The sequence below is a fragment of the Streptomyces tatrensis genome, from assembly GCF_049310065.1.
Taxonomy (GTDB): domain Bacteria; phylum Actinomycetota; class Actinomycetes; order Streptomycetales; family Streptomycetaceae; genus Streptomyces.
Genome location: NZ_JBMDLB010000011.1, coordinates 5,196,209 through 5,211,440, shown reverse-complemented (window position 1 = coordinate 5,211,440; position 15,232 = coordinate 5,196,209). Strand labels below are relative to the sequence as shown.

15 protein-coding genes are annotated in these 15,232 nt (G+C 74.3%); 7 read left to right on the top strand and 8 right to left on the bottom strand.

The genetic code is table 11. The features are described from left to right. Positions 1–85: 85 nt before the first annotated feature. Positions 86–1,324 carry an acyl-CoA dehydrogenase family protein gene (locus ACODT5_RS39715; protein WP_422523855.1) on the top strand — a complete coding sequence of 413 codons (1,239 nt, stop codon included), beginning with the start codon at positions 86–88 and terminating at the stop codon, positions 1,322–1,324. Positions 1,325–1,485: 161 nt separating this feature from the next. Here ACODT5_RS39715 and ACODT5_RS39710 read toward each other — a convergent pair whose 3' ends face one another. Both ACODT5_RS39710 and ACODT5_RS39705 read right to left on the bottom strand, forming a co-directional pair. Further along, positions 1,486–2,559 carry a sugar ABC transporter permease gene (locus ACODT5_RS39710; RefSeq protein WP_422523854.1) on the bottom strand — a complete coding sequence of 358 codons (1,074 nt, stop codon included), beginning with the start codon at positions 2,557–2,559 and terminating at the stop codon, positions 1,486–1,488. A 22-nt stretch (positions 2,560–2,581) separates the two neighbouring features. Beyond that, the gene (locus ACODT5_RS39705) at positions 2,582–3,718 is read right to left on the bottom strand and encodes an MFS transporter (protein ID WP_422525170.1); all 1,137 of its coding nucleotides are present in this window, start codon (positions 3,716–3,718) and stop codon (positions 2,582–2,584) included. 341 nt (positions 3,719–4,059) lie between these two features. On the opposite strand from ACODT5_RS39705, the gene ACODT5_RS39700 reads away from it, so the two are divergent. Both ACODT5_RS39700 and ACODT5_RS39695 read left to right on the top strand, forming a co-directional pair. Then, positions 4,060–4,884: a hypothetical protein gene (locus ACODT5_RS39700; RefSeq protein WP_422523853.1), complete on the top strand. Its 825-nt coding sequence runs from the start codon at positions 4,060–4,062 to the stop codon at positions 4,882–4,884. A gap of 299 nt (positions 4,885–5,183) precedes the next feature. Beyond that, positions 5,184–5,837 carry a sigma-70 family RNA polymerase sigma factor gene (locus ACODT5_RS39695; RefSeq protein ID WP_422523852.1) on the top strand — a complete coding sequence of 218 codons (654 nt, stop codon included), beginning with the start codon at positions 5,184–5,186 and terminating at the stop codon, positions 5,835–5,837. Between the two features lie 76 nt (positions 5,838–5,913). Here ACODT5_RS39695 and ACODT5_RS39690 read toward each other — a convergent pair whose 3' ends face one another. Beyond that, positions 5,914–6,303 (bottom strand): SHOCT domain-containing protein, encoded by a 390-nt coding sequence (locus ACODT5_RS39690; protein WP_422523851.1) that lies wholly within the window; start codon positions 6,301–6,303, stop codon positions 5,914–5,916. 102 nt (positions 6,304–6,405) lie between these two features. Here ACODT5_RS39690 and ACODT5_RS39685 point away from each other — a divergent pair, with 102 nt between their 5' ends. After that, entirely contained in the window at positions 6,406–7,560 is a 1,155-nt protein-coding gene (locus ACODT5_RS39685) for a sulfite oxidase (RefSeq protein WP_422523850.1), read from the top strand. Positions 7,561–7,657: 97 nt separating this feature from the next. Continuing rightward, a complete protein-coding gene (locus ACODT5_RS39680; protein ID WP_266906263.1) occupies positions 7,658–8,104 on the top strand; it encodes a DoxX family membrane protein in 447 nt (148 codons plus the stop codon). Between the two features lie 28 nt (positions 8,105–8,132). Here ACODT5_RS39680 and ACODT5_RS39675 read toward each other — a convergent pair whose 3' ends face one another. The 3 genes from ACODT5_RS39675 to ACODT5_RS39665 are packed head-to-tail and all read right to left on the bottom strand — an operon-like array spanning position 8,133 to position 10,230. Continuing rightward, positions 8,133–8,732, bottom strand: a complete 600-nt coding sequence (locus tag ACODT5_RS39675) for an HD domain-containing protein (RefSeq protein ID WP_422523849.1) — start codon at positions 8,730–8,732, stop codon at positions 8,133–8,135. Between the two features lie 6 nt (positions 8,733–8,738). After that, entirely contained in the window at positions 8,739–10,046 is a 1,308-nt protein-coding gene (gene codA, locus ACODT5_RS39670) for a cytosine deaminase (protein ID WP_422523848.1), read from the bottom strand. 16 nt (positions 10,047–10,062) lie between these two features. Next, complete coding sequence (locus tag ACODT5_RS39665; RefSeq protein ID WP_422523847.1) at positions 10,063–10,230, bottom strand: hypothetical protein; 168 nt, start codon at positions 10,228–10,230, stop codon at positions 10,063–10,065. 120 nt (positions 10,231–10,350) lie between these two features. On the opposite strand from ACODT5_RS39665, the gene ACODT5_RS39660 reads away from it, so the two are divergent. Then, positions 10,351–12,186 carry a S9 family peptidase gene (locus tag ACODT5_RS39660; RefSeq protein ID WP_422523846.1) on the top strand — a complete coding sequence of 612 codons (1,836 nt, stop codon included), beginning with the start codon at positions 10,351–10,353 and terminating at the stop codon, positions 12,184–12,186. An 89-nt stretch (positions 12,187–12,275) separates the two neighbouring features. Further along, entirely contained in the window at positions 12,276–13,079 is an 804-nt protein-coding gene (locus ACODT5_RS39655; RefSeq protein ID WP_422523845.1) for an SURF1 family protein, read from the top strand. 75 nt (positions 13,080–13,154) lie between these two features. On the opposite strand, the gene ACODT5_RS39650 is transcribed toward ACODT5_RS39655, so the two are convergent. Both ACODT5_RS39650 and ACODT5_RS39645 read right to left on the bottom strand, forming a co-directional pair. Beyond that, positions 13,155–14,411 carry a hypothetical protein gene (locus ACODT5_RS39650; RefSeq protein WP_422523844.1) on the bottom strand — a complete coding sequence of 419 codons (1,257 nt, stop codon included), beginning with the start codon at positions 14,409–14,411 and terminating at the stop codon, positions 13,155–13,157. Then, a complete protein-coding gene (locus ACODT5_RS39645) occupies positions 14,408–14,965 on the bottom strand; it encodes a SigE family RNA polymerase sigma factor (RefSeq protein ID WP_422525169.1) in 558 nt (185 codons plus the stop codon). The genes ACODT5_RS39650 and ACODT5_RS39645 overlap by 4 nt, the downstream gene beginning before the upstream one ends. Positions 14,966–15,232 lie beyond the last annotated feature (267 nt).

Here is a 15,232-nt window from a genome sequence, read left to right as displayed (position 1 = left end):
CCGCCCGACCAGTTCCACGGGGAGGCAGTCGGACTGCCGTTCCCACGGGTTCCCGGCGGGCTGGAGGAAAGTGGTGGAGGACCGAGTGGCGGAGAGCGGAGGCAGCACGGCGCACGGCCTGGGCGAACTCGCGAGTGGAGACGCGGAGTTGAAGGACCGGGTGGCCGAGTTCGTACGGGAGCGGGTGATGCCCCGCGAGCCCGTCCTCGACGCGGGCGGTCCCGCCGCGGCGGCGGCCCTGCGGGAGCTCCAGGCCGGGGCGAAGGAGGCGGGCCTCTGGGCCCTGCCGCTCCCCGCGGAACTGGGCGGCCGGGGACTGGATCTGGCGCGCTACGCACGGCTCGCCGAGGCCGAGGGGGCGAGCGACCACGGACCGGCGGCACTGGGGTCGGCGCCGCTGCTCGACGCGACGATGCTGTGGCGGCACGGCGGCGACCGGGTGCGCGCGCTGTACCCGCGGCGGCTGACGGCCGGCGAGCTGCGCGCCTGCTACGCCATGACCGACCCGGAGACCCCGGGCACCGACCCGTACCTCACCTCCACGCACGCGGCGGAACAGGCGGACGGGAGCTGGACCCTGAGCGGCCGCAAGTGGTTCACCTCGCACGCCGCCGAGGCCGACCTGGTCACCGTACTGGCCCGCACCGACGGGCGGCCGGGAGACCGTACGGGGCTGTCGCTGCTCGTCGTCCCCACCTCGGCGCCGGGCTTCCGGGTGGTGCGGGAGCTGCCGGTGCTGGGAGCGGCCGGCCAGTGGGAGATCGAGTTCGACCGGGTGCGCGTGGACGCCGACCACCTCCTCGGCGAACGCGGCCTGGCCCTCGCCATCGCCGCGGAACGGCTCCAGCTGGGCCGCACCCTGCGCTGTCTGCGCTGGCTCGGCCAGGCCCAGCGCGCCTTCGACCTCATGTGCGAGCGCGTGAACTCCCGTACCGGGTCGCGCGGTCCGCTCGGAAGCCACCAGCTGGTGCAGAGCCACGTCTTCGAGTCGCTCCTCGCGCTGCGCACCACCCGGCCGCTCGTCCACGAGGCCGTGGCCCGGATCGGCGCCGGACGGGACGCGCACGTGGAGGTGGGCCTGGCGAAGGTGGCCGCGGCCCGCACGCTCCAGCAGGTGACCGACGCGGCCATCCAGATCCACGGCGCGGCCGGCCTGGGCCCCGACACCCCCCTCCCCGCCCTCTACCGCTCGGGCCGCACGGCCCGGATCCTGGACGGCCCGGACGAACTGCACATCACGGGGGTGGCGCGCAGGGTGCTGGGCGAGTACGGAGGTGTCCTCCCGGTGCGGTCGTCACCCGGGTCCGAGCGACGTCAGCCGTGACAGCTCAGCCGGACGCCGCCGGCAGGCAGACCGTCACCCGTATGCCGGCCATCCGCCCCTCCTCGGGGTGTCCACAGAATGCTGCCGTCCGGCGGACGGCATCGCACCCGGGCAGCCGCATCGTGGCCCGCGTCGTGGACCCGCGTCCCGGATGCGGGCGGTCAGACGGTGCGGAGGTCTGCCGGCCCGGCCAGTCCGGCCAGTCCCAGCGCCAGGAAGAAGTCGCCCCACACCAGTTCGTGGCGGGCGGCGAGCCCCTTGTCCGCGTCGTAGCAGCCGTTCAGCAGTCGGCCCCGGATGACATGACGGTCGACCAGGTGCTCCAGGATCTCCACCGCACGCTGCCGGTACGCCTCGGCCCGGGGCCCGGGCAGCAGGGACAGCTTCAGGAGCGCCACGGCCGTGATGGCCGCGGCGGAGGTGTCCACCGGCCCGTCCGACCCGTCCGACCCGTCCGCAGCCGGTACGAGGGGTGCGCCCGGCCCCGTCCACGCGGCGGCGAGACGGTCCGCCAGGGCCTGCGGGTGCCCCGGCAGGTGCTCCGCGACGGCGGGCCGGTGCAGTGCGTCGGCCAGCGCGAGCAGCAGCCAGGCCGGGCCCCGGCTCCAGCCCGGCGCCGGCTCCGCGCACGCCAGCCAGCCCCGCTCCGCCTCGTAGGACCAGGCCGGTACGAGGTCACGGGCGCGGCCTGCCTCCGTCCCGGAAGCGGGGAGGCACAGGGTCAGGTGGCGCCGGAGGTGCGAGGCCGCTGCCGCGGGGCTGACGGTGGCGAGCAGGGGGACCGTGCCCGGCAGGCCGTCCACCCGGGCCAGCAGTCGGGGGCCGCCGAACGCCGATCCCCAGGGCAGCAGCCCGAGTTCCCCGTCCATCGCGGCCGAGCAGGCACCGGCCGCCCGCGCCCGCAGCTCCTGCGCCCCGGTGTCCTCGGCGGCCAGGGCGGTCCCGTACCAGAGGATCAGCCCGCGCGTGGAGGTGTCGGCCTCCACCCAGCCGGCCAGCCGCGCGGTGCAGGCGGAGGCGGCGGCCCGGTCGCCTTCGGATCCCGTGTGGCGAGCCCTCAGCCAGAGCAGCCCCGCCCAGAACCCACCGGCCCAGGAACCCCGGCCGGTCGTCGTCCACCGCCCCGTGTCCGGTTCCGCGTACAGCGGGAACCGGCCCTCGGGGACAGCGTCCGCCGTGACGGCCACCTGCTCGAGGACCTCCGCCAACGCCCGCGCCGCCCATGCGTGCACCACCCGCACACCTGTCAACGGGCCCTCACGCCCTCACTCCCTCACTCGTCTCCCGCTCACGGTCCGAGATCACCGCCCACGTCACCCCGACCGCGCACGCCAGCGCGAACTCGGCCGCCACCAGCAGCCAGCCCGTCCCGTAGCGGCCGGCGTTCGCGAGGGGGCCGAAGAGGAGGGGGCCGACGGCGAAGCCGGTGAAGAAGCCGGCGGCCACGAGGGCGGAGTCCTGCCCGGCCCGGCCGGGGGCGGAGCGCTGCATCACCAGGACCATCGAGACGGCGTTGGCAGATACCGCGAACACCCCGACGGCCACCGCGGCCACCCAGACCAGCGGCCGTACGGTCTCCGCCGCGACCAGCAGGACGGCCGCCCCCACCGCTCCGGCGGCCAGGGCTCCCGGCAGCCGCTCGGCACGCCCCGGCCGGGCCGCCTTCGACCAGCCGATCCGCCCCGCGATGCCCGCGACTCCGAGCACCGCGACCAGCGCGCCCGCCGCGGTGGGACCCAGGCCGAGCCGTTGTGCGCCGAAGAGGGCCGCGTACGTGTTGACCGAGGCGATCCCGCAGCCCAGGAACAGGGAGAACACCGCCAGCCAGGCGATGTCACCGCGCGGGACGAGCGAGCCACGCGGTCCGGCCGGGGCCGCCCGCTGGTCGGCGGGCAGGGCGCGCAGCGCCCACAGCGCCGCCAGCGCGGCGGTGGCGGCGGCCGTCCACACCGCCCCGCGCCAGCCGATCCCGCCGGCCAGGGCCGTGAGCGGCAGCCCGGCGGCGAAGGCACCCAGCTGGACGCCCGACTGCTTCATGCCGGTCACCGGCCCCCGGCGGCCGGGCGGCACGGCGGCGAGGATGGCCTTGTTGGTCGCCGGGTTGGCCAGGGCCTGGGGCAGTCCGCCCAGCCCGACGGCGGCGAGCAGGAACCCGGGGCCGGGCGCGGCCCCGATCAGCGCGAGCGCCGCCGCGGACACCGACAGCAGGAGTACGAGGGAACGGCGCGGCCCGATCCGGTCCACCAGCCTGCCGCCGAGCGGCGACAGCAGGGCCGCCGTACCGAACCCGACCGTGGTGGTCCAGCCGAGCAGGGCGGGTGAGACCCCCAACTCCCCCACCAGACGCGGACCGAGCGCTCCGAGGAGGAACAGCTGGAGCATCGAGAAGGCCATGGCGCCGGTGAGCAGCGCCGTGAGCCCGCCCGGCGCGCCGCCCGTCGGTCCACCTGTCAGGCCGCCCTTCGGGCCCGCGGCCGCTCCGGGTGTCTTCACCGACCGGCTCCGGTCCGCCACCGCTCGCCCACCCCGTTCCCGCTGCTCGCCCTCAGTCCCCGGCCAGTCCCCTGTCAGTCCCCGGCCGTCACTTCAGGGACAGGAGTCGGATCAGTGAACGCCCTGGTTCCCAGGGCCTGTTGTGGCGTGCGCCACAATGCGGCGAGGCGCGATTTCCGGACGATGAGAAAACCTGATGCCCTCTGTCGCCCCCGCCCGGCCGGTGCAACGATGGCCGCGCCATGACACCGGGTCGATGTTGCCGAGCCGTACGGGCCGCGATGTTCGCGGCCACCTGCGTGCTGCTCTCGTCCCTCGGGCACACCCTCATGTCGGGAACCGCAGTCCCCTGGTGGGGGATGGCCGCGGCCTTCGCCGGAACCTCGGCGACCGGCTGGTTCCTCGCCGGTCGGGAGCGCGGCCTCTCGGCCGTCGTCTCCGCGACCGTAGGAGTCCAGGCCGCCCTGCACGGCGGGTTCTCGCTCGCCCAGGCCGCGGCGGCGCGACCGCGAGAACCGGTCGCCTCCTTAGCTTCCTTGAGCACCTTGGGCTCTCTGACCTCCCTGGGCCGCCGCTGGGTCCAGTACGTGCTCTGCTCCCCCTCCGTGCTCCGCCCGCAGGCGGCTCCGTCGCCGGGCGCCGGCAGCACGACCCGGCACGTCATGCAGGACGTGCACGGCCTGGCCGGGACGCACGGGATGCACACCATGCACGGGATGACCGACGGCTCCGCGTCCGTGGTGGCGGCGCTGCCGGCACCGCTGCCACTGCCGACCGCTCACGCCATGGGTTCCATGTCACCGGCGGGCATGCTCGCGGGCCACCTCCTGGCGGCCCTGGTCTGCGGCCTCTGGCTCGCGTACGGGGAACGCGGCGCCTTCCGCGTCCTGCGCAGCGTCGCCGCCCGGTTCCTCGTACCGCTGCGCCTGTTCTTCCGGCTCCCCGCGCCCGCACACCGGCCCCGCGTCCGCCTTCCCCGGAACCACCGGACCCGGACGCCCCGCCGGCTGCTGCTCGCCGACGCCCTCACCTCACGGGGTCCACCTCACGGGATCGCTGTCGTCTGACAGCCGGCTCCCCGACGCGCCACGGGCCCAGCACCCGTACCCGTACCGCGCCTCGGGCATCGGTCATGCCGTCCGGCAGGCCGTACCACCCGTTCACCGGCCTCGCGATGCCCGCGCACCGGGCGCCGGGCACCCCCGGGCGCGCCATGCAGTGCGGTGTTTGCGGTCACCGTGGCCACTCCGGCCACACCTGCCACCGCAGGCACGGCAGGCACGACGCCGCTCGTGCTGCCCGCACGCTCCTCACCGCCCGCGACGCGGCATCGAATCCGGCCGGATTCCCAGAAGGACACCAGGCGATGACCACTGCCCTGCTCACCCGTCCGACCGCCGCCACCACCTCCGCCGGCATCCCCACGCCCACCGCCCCCGCCCGCCGCGCCGCCGGTCCCGACGAGGCCGTCACCCTCCTCGCGCTGGCCGCCCGTGACGGCGACCCCGTCGCGGTGGACCAGTTCGTGCGCGCCCTGCAGCGCGACGTGCGCCGCTACGTCGCCTACCTCAGCGCCGACCCGCAGTCCGCCGAGGACCTGACCCAGGAGACCTTCCTGCGCGCCCTCGGCAGCCTGCACCGCTTCGAGGGCCGCTCCTCCGCCCGCACCTGGCTGCTCTCCATCGCGCGGCGCACCGTGGTGGACAGCCTGCGCCACAAGGCGGCCCGCCCCAAGATCGCCGACAGAGACGACTGGCAGGCCGCGGCCGAGCAGAGCCAGCCCCGCGGCGTACCCGGCTTCGAGGACGGGGTCGCGCTCGCGGAGCTCCTGGCGGCGATCCCCGCCGAACGCCGCGAGGTCTTCGTCCTCACCCAGCTCATGGGTCTCCCGTACGCGGAGGCGGCGCTCCTGCTCGGCTGTCCGATAGGCACCGTCCGCTCCCGCGTGGCCCGGGCCCGCTCGTCCCTGATCGACCTGCTGACGGACACGGACGCGGACACGGACCCGGCCGCGGCCTGACCCGGAACGCACGGACGGGGGCCGGACCGCGCTCACGCGGTCCGGCCCCCGTCCGGCGGGAATCCGAGGACGCCCCTCAGGCCAGGAGCTTCTCCTTGGCCTTGTCGAACTCCTCCTGGGTCAGGTGCCCCTTCTCCTTGAGGGAGGACAGCTTCGCGAGTTCCTCCGCCGGGCTGCTGCGGGGACCCGCGGCCTTCTGGACGTAGTCCTGGAAGGCCTTCTCGTTGTCCTGCGCCTGCTTCACGTCGCGCCGGCTCATGCTCTTGCCGCGGACGATGAGGTAGATGAGGACGCCGATGTAGGGCAGCAGGAGCACCAGGATCAGCCAGCCGGCCTTGCCCCAGCCGTGCAGCTCGTGGTCCCTGAAGATGTCAGTGATCACCTTGAACAGCAGGAAGAACCACATGACCCACAGGAAGAGCCACAGCATGGTCCAGAACAGGTTGAGCAGTGGATAGTCGTCCACGCGTCACTCCGATCACATAAGGGACAGACCAATTCATACCGTCTGATTGCGCGATCCGCACGCGGAGTAGCCGGTCCACCCGCACCGCGGGACCATGAGCCCATGCAGGAGCACGGCGAACCGATGGAGGAGCGCCCCCTGGCCGGGATCAGCCCCCCGGGCCGCGTCGCCGGCCCCGGCGAGGGCATCGGCCAGGACGAGCTGGCGCTCGCCGCCCGCAATCACGGCCTCCCGCTCGAAGCCCTGCGGTACGAGGTCACCCCGGCCGGGCTGCACTACGTGCTCGTGCACTACGACATCCCCGACACGGGCGGCACCGACGCGGGCGCGGACGCGGATTGGCGCCTCACCCTGCGCGGATGCCTGCGCACCCCCCTGGAGCTGAGCCTGCGCGACCTCCGGTCCCTGCCCTCCGTGACCCGCCGGGTCACCATGGAGTGCGCCGGCAACGGGCGGGCGAGGCTGTCACCGCGTCCGGTCAGCCAGCCCTGGCTGGTGGAGGCGGTGGGGACGGCCGACTGGACGGGGGTCCCGCTGCGCGCGGTGCTCGCGCGGGCCGGGGTGGCTCCGGGCGCCGTGGAGGCGGTGTTCACGGGCGCCGACCACGGGGTGGAGCGGGGCGTCGAGCAGGACTACCGGCGCAGCCTGCCGCTGCCCGTCGACGAGGACGTGCTGCTCGCCCACACGATGAACGGCGGGCCCCTGCCGCCCCAGCACGGGCATCCGCTGCGGCTGATCGTCCCGGGCTGGTACGGGATGGCCCACGTAAAGTGGCTGCGCGACATCGAGCTCGTCGACACGGCGTTCGGCGGCTACCAACAGGCCACCGCCTACCGGTACAAACAGAGCGCCGAGGAGGCCGGCGAGCCCGTCACCCGGATCGCCCCGCGCGCCCTGCTGATCCCGCCCGGATTCCCCGACTTCATGTCCCGCACCCGCGTCGTGCGCCCCGGCCCCGTGCGGCTCGCCGGGCGCGCCTGGTCGGGCCACGGGCCGGTCGTGCGCGTGGAGTTGAGCACCGACGGGGGCGCCGGCTGGGCCGACGCCGAGGTGCTGCCGCGGGGCGGGCACCCGTACGCCTGGCAGGGCTGGCACGCCGACTGGACCGCGGTCCCGGGCAGCCACACCCTCCTGGTCCGCGCGACCGACGCCTCGGGGCGCACACAGCCGGTGGAACAGCCCTGGAACCGCGGCGGCTTCGGCAACAACCAGGTCCAGGCGGTCGCCGTCACGTGCACCCGGAGCACGGTCCGCTGAAGCCCGGCGTCCGCCAACCCCTTGCCACGGCCCTCCCCTTCCCCCGAAACTGACACATCGTCAGATCATTGCGAGGGAACGAGGGAAGGAACCGGGGATGCAGACCATCTGGCTCGGCGGGCCCGAATGGGTCGCCGTTCTGCGGATCGGGCTCGGGCTGTGGTGGCTGGAGAGCTGGCGGCACAAGGACAAGAAGGACTGGTTCGGCGGAGGCGGCATCCGCTGGGCCGCCGGCGTGGCCGAGAAGCACCGCTGGGGGTTCGTCACGCGCGGCTTCGACATCGTCGTGAAGCCCTACCCGCGCTTCATGGCCTACCTCGTCGCCTACGCCGAACTGGCCCTGGGCCTCGGCCTCATCGTCGGGTTCCTGACCCCGATAGCCCTGCTCGCCGGGCTGCTGCTCAACCTCGTCTACCTGATCCTGATGATCCACGACTGGGGCGAGCAGGGGCAGAACCTGATGATGGCCCTGATCTCCGCGGTCGCCTTCTTCGCGATGGGCTGGCAGGTCTGGTCCCTGGACAACGCCCTGGGGCTCTTCTGACCCGGCCGGTCACCCCGCCCCCGCCCCCTCAGCCCCGCCGGTCGAGCGGGTTGGCCGCGATGCGCTCCTTCGCGCCGCTCGCCACGTAGGCCGCCGCCGCGCACTGCGGCTTGCGCGCGGCCTGGTCGGCGACCAGCGCGAAGAAGGCGTCGCCGAAGCCGAGGCGCGGGTGCTCCGCGAGCAGGGCGGCCGTGAAGACGGGGTCGGCGTCGCCGACGCCGACCCCGGAGACGTCCGCGGTCGTACCGATCTGGAGCAGGTGGCTCTCCACGTCCTCGGCGGCCGTGACGTCCTCGCGCATGTGCCGCACGATGATCTCCTCGGCGCGCGCCCGCCGCTCCACCGGCCAGCCCAGCCCCGCCGTCAGCACGCGCGCGACGTGGCCGCCCGCCTCCTCGAAGGGCAGGGTGTGGCTGTCGAAGGGCGCGGTCAGCCCGAGATCGTGCACCAGCGCGCTGACGTAGAAGAGTTCGCGGTCGTACGAGAGCCCGTGCCGGTCCGCGTACTCGGCCCCGAAGGCGTACGAGCGGACGGAGTGGTTCAGCAGCGCCGCGTCCGTGTACTCGGAGGCGACCTCCAGCGCCGCGCGGGCCGACGGAGTGTCAAGAGTCCATGTCACAAGGGTCATGGACGGTCAGCGTAGGCGGGGGACGAAGTCCACCTCCGAGGGGCCCTCCTCCCCCGGCCAGGCCAGCAGCCGGGCCGGAGCCGCCGGGGTCTCGGCGAGGACGGTGCCGTGCGAGACGACGTAGCGGGGGCGGACCTGGCGGCGGACGGCCTCGGTGGGCGATTGCGCCGGCAGCAGCACGAAGGAGGCCGGGTTGCCCTGGCGGACCCCGTACTCCGACGGCGAGAGGCCGAGGACGCGCGCCGCGCGCTCGGTCACCATCTCGAAGGCCACCGGGATCTCGTCCGCTCCGGTGAGCTGGGCGGCGTAGATCCCGACGAGGGCGGTCTGCAGCGGGTTTCCGGTGCCGAGCGCGTTCCAGGGGTCCATCACGTCGTCGTGGCCGAAGGCCACGTTGACCCCCGCCGCCAGCATCTCCTTGACCTGGGTGAGGCCGCGCCGCTTGGGGTAGGCGTCGAAGCGGCCCTGGAGGTTGAGGTTGGCGAAGGGGTTCGAGACCAGGTTGATCCCGGAGCGGGAGAGCAGGCGCTGGAGTTTGAAGCTGTACGCGCCGCCGTAGGAGCCCATCGCCGTGGTGTGCGAGGCCGTCACGTGCCCGCGCAGCCCCGAGCGCAGGGCGTGCGCGGCCAGCACCTCCACGAACCGCGACTGTTCGTCGTCGATCTCGTCGCAGTGCGCGTCCACGCGCAGTCCCTGCTCCTCGGCGAGCCGGAAGGCGACGCCCAGCGAGGCCACCCCGTCCTCCCGGGTGTCCTCGAAGTGCGGGATCGCGCCGACCACGTCGGCCCCGCGCCGGACCGCCTCGCGCAGCAGCGCCTCGCCGCCGGGGAAGGAGACGATGCCCTCCTGCGGGAAGGCGACGATCTGCAGGGTCATCACGTCCCGGACCCGGTCGCGCACCTCCAGCAGCGCGTCGAGCGCGGTCAGCGCCGGGTCGGTGACATCGCAGTGCGTGCGCACGTGCAGCACGCCCTGCGCCGCCTGCCAGCGCAGCACCTCGGTGGCCCGCGCGATCACGTCCTCGCGGGTCAGGGTCTTCTTGCGCTCGCTCCAGCAGGCGATGCCCTCCCAGAGCGTCCCGGAGACGTTGGGGCGCGGGTCGCCGGCCGTCAGGGCCGTGTCCAGGTGGATGTGCGGCTCGACGAAGGGCGCGCTGAGCAGGCCGCCGTGCGCCTCGATCAGCACCCCCGTCGCCGGCGGCTCCTTCTGGTCGTCGTACGGGAGCACGCGCGCGATCCGCCCGTCCTCCGCGACCTCGACGTCGTGCAGACCTTCGCTGTGCAGCAGCCGGGCGCCCCGGACGATCATCCGCATCGCGTCAGCCTACGGCTCAACCCCGCTTCGCCTGGGCCTTCTGCTGCATGCCCCGGGTCTTCGCGGAGACCGACTGCACATCGCGGACGGCGGCCTTGGCGCGCGCCTCGGCCGCCGTGTTCTTCGCCATCGCCCGCTCCGAGTCCTGGTGGGACGGCTTGCCGGTACGTGCCTTCTTCGCCATGACCGCCACTCCTCTACGCAGCCTCGTACGCGGGACCGCGTACCCACACCACCCTGCGCCCGTTCGGCCCCGTCGGCATCTCGGGGGCCGGGCCGCGGCCGATCCGGTTACATGGGGTGCATGACTGACGCCACCGCCGACACCGCCGACACCAACGAAGCCGCCACGAACGGCGCCGCCGTGCCCGACTGGGAGAAGCGCTTCCGGGCCCCGCGCGTGGGACTGCCCGAGTGGGCCGAGGACGCGCCCGACCGCTCGCTCTTCGTCTCCAACGCCACCGGGACCTACGAGCTGTACGCCTGGGACCGTGCCACCGGCGCCCAGCGGCAGGCCACCGCCCGGCCCAACGGGACCACCGACGGCACCCTCTCCCCCGACGGCGCATGGGTCTGGTGGTTCTCCGACACCGACGGCGACGAGTTCGGCACCTGGGTCCGCCAGCCCTTCGCGGGCGGCCCCGACGAGCCGGCCACCCCCGGGCTGGAGGCCTCGTACCCCGCCGGGCTGGCCATCGGACGGGACGGGACGGCCGTCGTGGGACGCTCCACCGACGAGGACGGGACCACCATCCACGTGGTCCGGCCCGACGGGTCGGAGCCGGCCGTCGTCTACCGGCACCGCGAATCGGCCGGTGTCGGCGACCTGTCCCGGGACGGGACCCTGCTCGCCGTCGAACACACCGAGCACGGCGACGCGATGCACTCGGCCCTGCGCGTGATCACCCTGGACGGCGAGGCGGTGGCCGAGCTGGACGACTCCAAGGGCGGCACGGAGGAGCTTGGCCTCATGGTGCTCGGCTTCGCGCCCGTCGCCGGGGACACCCGGCTGCTCGTCGGCCACCAGCGGCGCGGCCGGTGGGAGCCGATGGTGTGGGACGTGGCCGCGGGCACCGAGGAGGGGCTGGCCGTCGACCTGCCGGGCGACGTCGGCGCCGAGTGGTACCCCGACGGGTCCGCGCTGCTGATCGAGCACGGCTACGAGGCGCGCAGCGAGCTGTTCCGCTTCGACCTGGCCGCGCGGGAACTCGTACGGCTGGACACGCCGCCGGGGACGGTGTCGGGGGCGACGGCGCGGCCCGACGGGTCGGTGGAGTACCAGTGGTCCTCCGCGGCCGAGCCCTCCGTCATCCGCTCGACCGCGGGCGGGGTCGTGCTCGACCCGCCCGGTTTCCGCCCGCCGGGCTCCGTACCGGTCGAGGACGTGTGGGTGGAAGGGCCGGGCGGGCGGATCCACGCGCTCGCCCAGCGGCCCGTCGGCCACGGCGAGGGCCCCTTCCCCACGATCTTCGAGATCCACGGCGGGCCCACCTGGCACGACAGCGACGCCTTCGCCGCGACCCCGGCGGCCTGGCTCGACCACGGTTTCGCCGTCGTGCGGGTCAACTACCGCGGTTCGACCGGCTACGGACGCGAGTGGACCGACGCCCTCAAGCACCGGATCGGCCTGATCGAGCTGGAGGACGTCGAAGCCGTACGGGAGTGGGCGGTGGACTCCGGGCTCGCGGACCCGGCGCGCCTGGTGCTGTCCGGCGGCTCCTGGGGCGGCTACCTGACGCTGCTGGGCCTCGGCACCCGGCCCGAGGCCTGGGCGGTGGGGCTGGCGGCCGTACCGGTCGCCGACTACGTGACGGCGTACCACGACGAGATGGAGGCGCTGAAGTCCCTGGACCGCACCCTCTTCGGCGGCACCCCGGAGGAGGTCCCGGAGCGCTTCGAGGCCTCCTCCCCGCTGACGTACGTGGACGCGGTGAAGGCGCCCGTGCACATCGCGGCCGGCCTCAACGACCCGCGCTGCCCCATCCAGCAGATCGAGAACTACGTGGACCGGCTGGCGGCGCGCGGGGCGGAGCACGAGGTGTACCGCTACGACGCCGGGCACGGCTCGCTCGTCGTGGAGGAGCGGATCAAGCAGGTCCGGATGGAGATCGACTTCGCGCTGAAGCACCTGCCGCGCTAGGCCCGGACTAGGCCCGCGCCGGGCCCCGCGGCATCCCCCGCGGCGGCCCCGGCACCGGTGAGCCGGTGCACCCCCCGTACGGTGGTGGGGTGCACCGGTTTCTCCTGACCCCGCGCTGGTGGGGGATCAACGTCTTCGTCGCGCTCGGCGTCCCCTTCTGCCTGTTCATGGGGACCTGGCAGCTCGGCCGGTTCGAGGACCGCGTCGACACCCACAAGGAGGCGAACAGCGCACGCCCCGCCGACCAGGCGGCCGCGCCGCTGGAGTCGCTGCTCCCGGTGGACAAGCGGACCTCCGGACGGCTCGCCTCGGTCTCCGGGGAGTACGCCGACCAGCTCCTCGTCCCCGAGCGGCGGCTCGACGGGAAGTCCGGCTTCTACGTCCTGACCCTGCTCAAGACCGACACCGGCAAGGCCGTGCCCGTGGTCCGCGGCTGGCTGCCCGGAGCCGCCGACGCGGGCCGGGCCCCGGCCCCGCCGGCCGGCCGGGTCGAGGTGACGGGCGCGCTCCAGGCCTCGGAGAACTCCACCAGCAAGGGCGTCCACTCCGCGGGCGGGCTGCCGGCCGGGCAGCTCGGCGTCATCGGAGCCGCCTCGCTCGTCAACATCGTGCCGTACGGCCTCTACGACGCCTGGCTGACCGTGCAGAGCCCCGCCGACGGGATGACCCCGGTACCGGCGCAGGCTCCGGCCAACACCGGGCTGGACCTGAAGGCCTTCCAGAACCTCGGCTACACCGGCGAGTGGTTCGTCTTCGCCGCGTTCGTGCTCTTCATGTGGTTCCGCCTGTACCGGCGCGAGGTGGAGACCCTGCGCGACGCGGAGGCGGGCCTCCTCGACGGGGCCCAGACCCCTGCGGCGGAGCCGGCCCCGGCCGGGGCCGGCTCGGCGTAGCGTCCGGGACTTCGCCCCGGGCCGTGACCCTGGTCGCACCCCGGGCCGTGCCCCTGCGCCTGCTCGCGCCCCGGTCTACCCGACCGGGATGACGCCCGTCCGGTAGACCGTTCCTCCGCACGCCTCGGCGATGGTCGTCTGCGTCGCCGGGCCGTCCGCGCCCGACACGCTGGGCGTGTGGGAGACCACGGCACCGAGCGGCGGATTCTCCGCCTGGGTCTGGCCCGTGTCGGTGCCCGGCTCGGCATCCGTGGTGTCCCCGGAGCCGCCCTCCGGCGTCTCCGCGTCTCCGGAGCCGTTCGCCCCGGGGCAGCCGCCCTCCGGCGGCACCCACGCGAAGCGGACCTCGTACGACGCGTTCGGCGCGAGCACCATCCGCTCGGTCTCCACCGACGGGTCGGGCAGCAGCCCGGTCGCCGGATCGCCCGTGACGTGGCTGACGACCGCCACCGCGGCTCCGCCGTCGCTCGCCGGGACCGCCGTCAGCGTCTCCGGGCCGCGGACGGTACAGCCGCGCGAGGACACGTTGGTGACCTTGAAACTGCCGTAGACCTTGCCGCCGGCCGACGGGGCCCGGGTGCTGCCCTCCACGCCGACCTGGCTCCGGGTGCAGGTGGGCGCGTCCGAGGACGGGGGCGGCGGGTTCGGACCGCCGCCGACGGTGCCGGGGGTGGAGGGGGAGCGGGGCGGGGTGACGTCCGTACCGCCGGTGCTCGGGAAGCTGCCGTCGGGCGAGGTCGGCGAGGCGCTGGCGCCGCCGTTCTCCGCGTCCTTGTCCTTGCCGTCCTTGCCGTCCTTGTCCTTGCCGGAGGACCGCTTGGGCTTCGGACGCTTGCCGGAGCCGTTCTGCTGCAGGTCGGACCCGTCCGACGAGTTTCCGCCCGTCTGGCCGTGGCCCGCCGTGAGAGAACGGTCGGAGTTCCCGCCCACGGCGGAGGTCACGTACAGGCCGATCGGGACCGAGCCGCCCAGCACCACCACGGCCGCAGCCGCGGCGACGAGGATCCGCCGGTTGCGGACCCGGCGCGCGGGGACCGCTCGCCGCAGCCGCTCCAGCGCGTCACCGGAGGGTTCGAGCCTCAGGACGGCCCCGTGGAACAGATCGCGCAGCGCGTCTTCCTCGTCCACGGGACCGGAGGCAAGGGGTTCGGCCGGGGAACCGGCAGGTTCGGCCGCGCCCGGCTTGCCCGGCTTGCCCGGCTTGCCCGGCGTGCCCGGCGTGCCGACCACGAGTTCCAGCAGGGCCTCCGGGCCTCCGGAGGGGGATTCGCCGGACGGGTCGGGCAGGCCTGGCAGGCCCTCGTCCTCGTTCGTCTTACGGTCCTGGTTCATGCTTGCGCAGCCTCCATCGCCACCCGCAGCGCGGCAATGCCCCGCGATCCGTACGCCTTGACCGAACCGAGCGATATGCCGAGGACCTCGGCGACCTGGCTTTCCGTCATGTCAGAGAAGTAGCGCAACGACAGCACCTCGCGCTGGCGTCGCTGGAGCCCGCGCATCGCCTTGATGAGATCGTCCCGTTCCAGCAGTTCGTACGCGCCTTCCTCGGCGCTCGCCATGTCCGGCATCGGCTTCGACAGAAGCTTCAGGCCGAGGATGCGGCGGCGCAGGGCGGAGCGCGAAAGGTTGACGACGGTCTGGCGCAGGTAGGCCAGCGTCTTTTCCCGGTCCCGGACCTTGTTGCGGGCCGCGTGGACGCGGATGAAGGCCTCCTGGACGACGTCCTCGCAGGAGGCGGTGTCGTCGAGGAGCAGCGCGGCGAGGCCCAGCAGCGAGCGGTAGTGGGCCTGGTAGGTCTCGGTGAGGTGGTCGACGGTGGTCCCCGCGACCACTTCGGCCACCGGGGCCGCTTCGGCCACTGCGGTCGCCTCGACCGCTTCGGCCACCTCGGCCACCTCGGTCACCTCGGCCTTTTCGGCCGTCTCAGCGCTGTCGCGCGGCCCGGGGACCCGGCCTTCCTTGGCCGGTGCGGACGCGCGGGCGCCGGGCGCGGTGGGCACCCCGGGCAGCACGGGGGCCCCGGACGCCGTCGCGGCGGGCGGGACGGGAACGATCACCGGGAACCCGCCGGGCGTGCGGGAGCGCAGGCGCGACGGGATCGGGAGCGGCCCGGTGCGCGCCGGGACGACGGGGAGTTCGAGCAATGCTTCTGC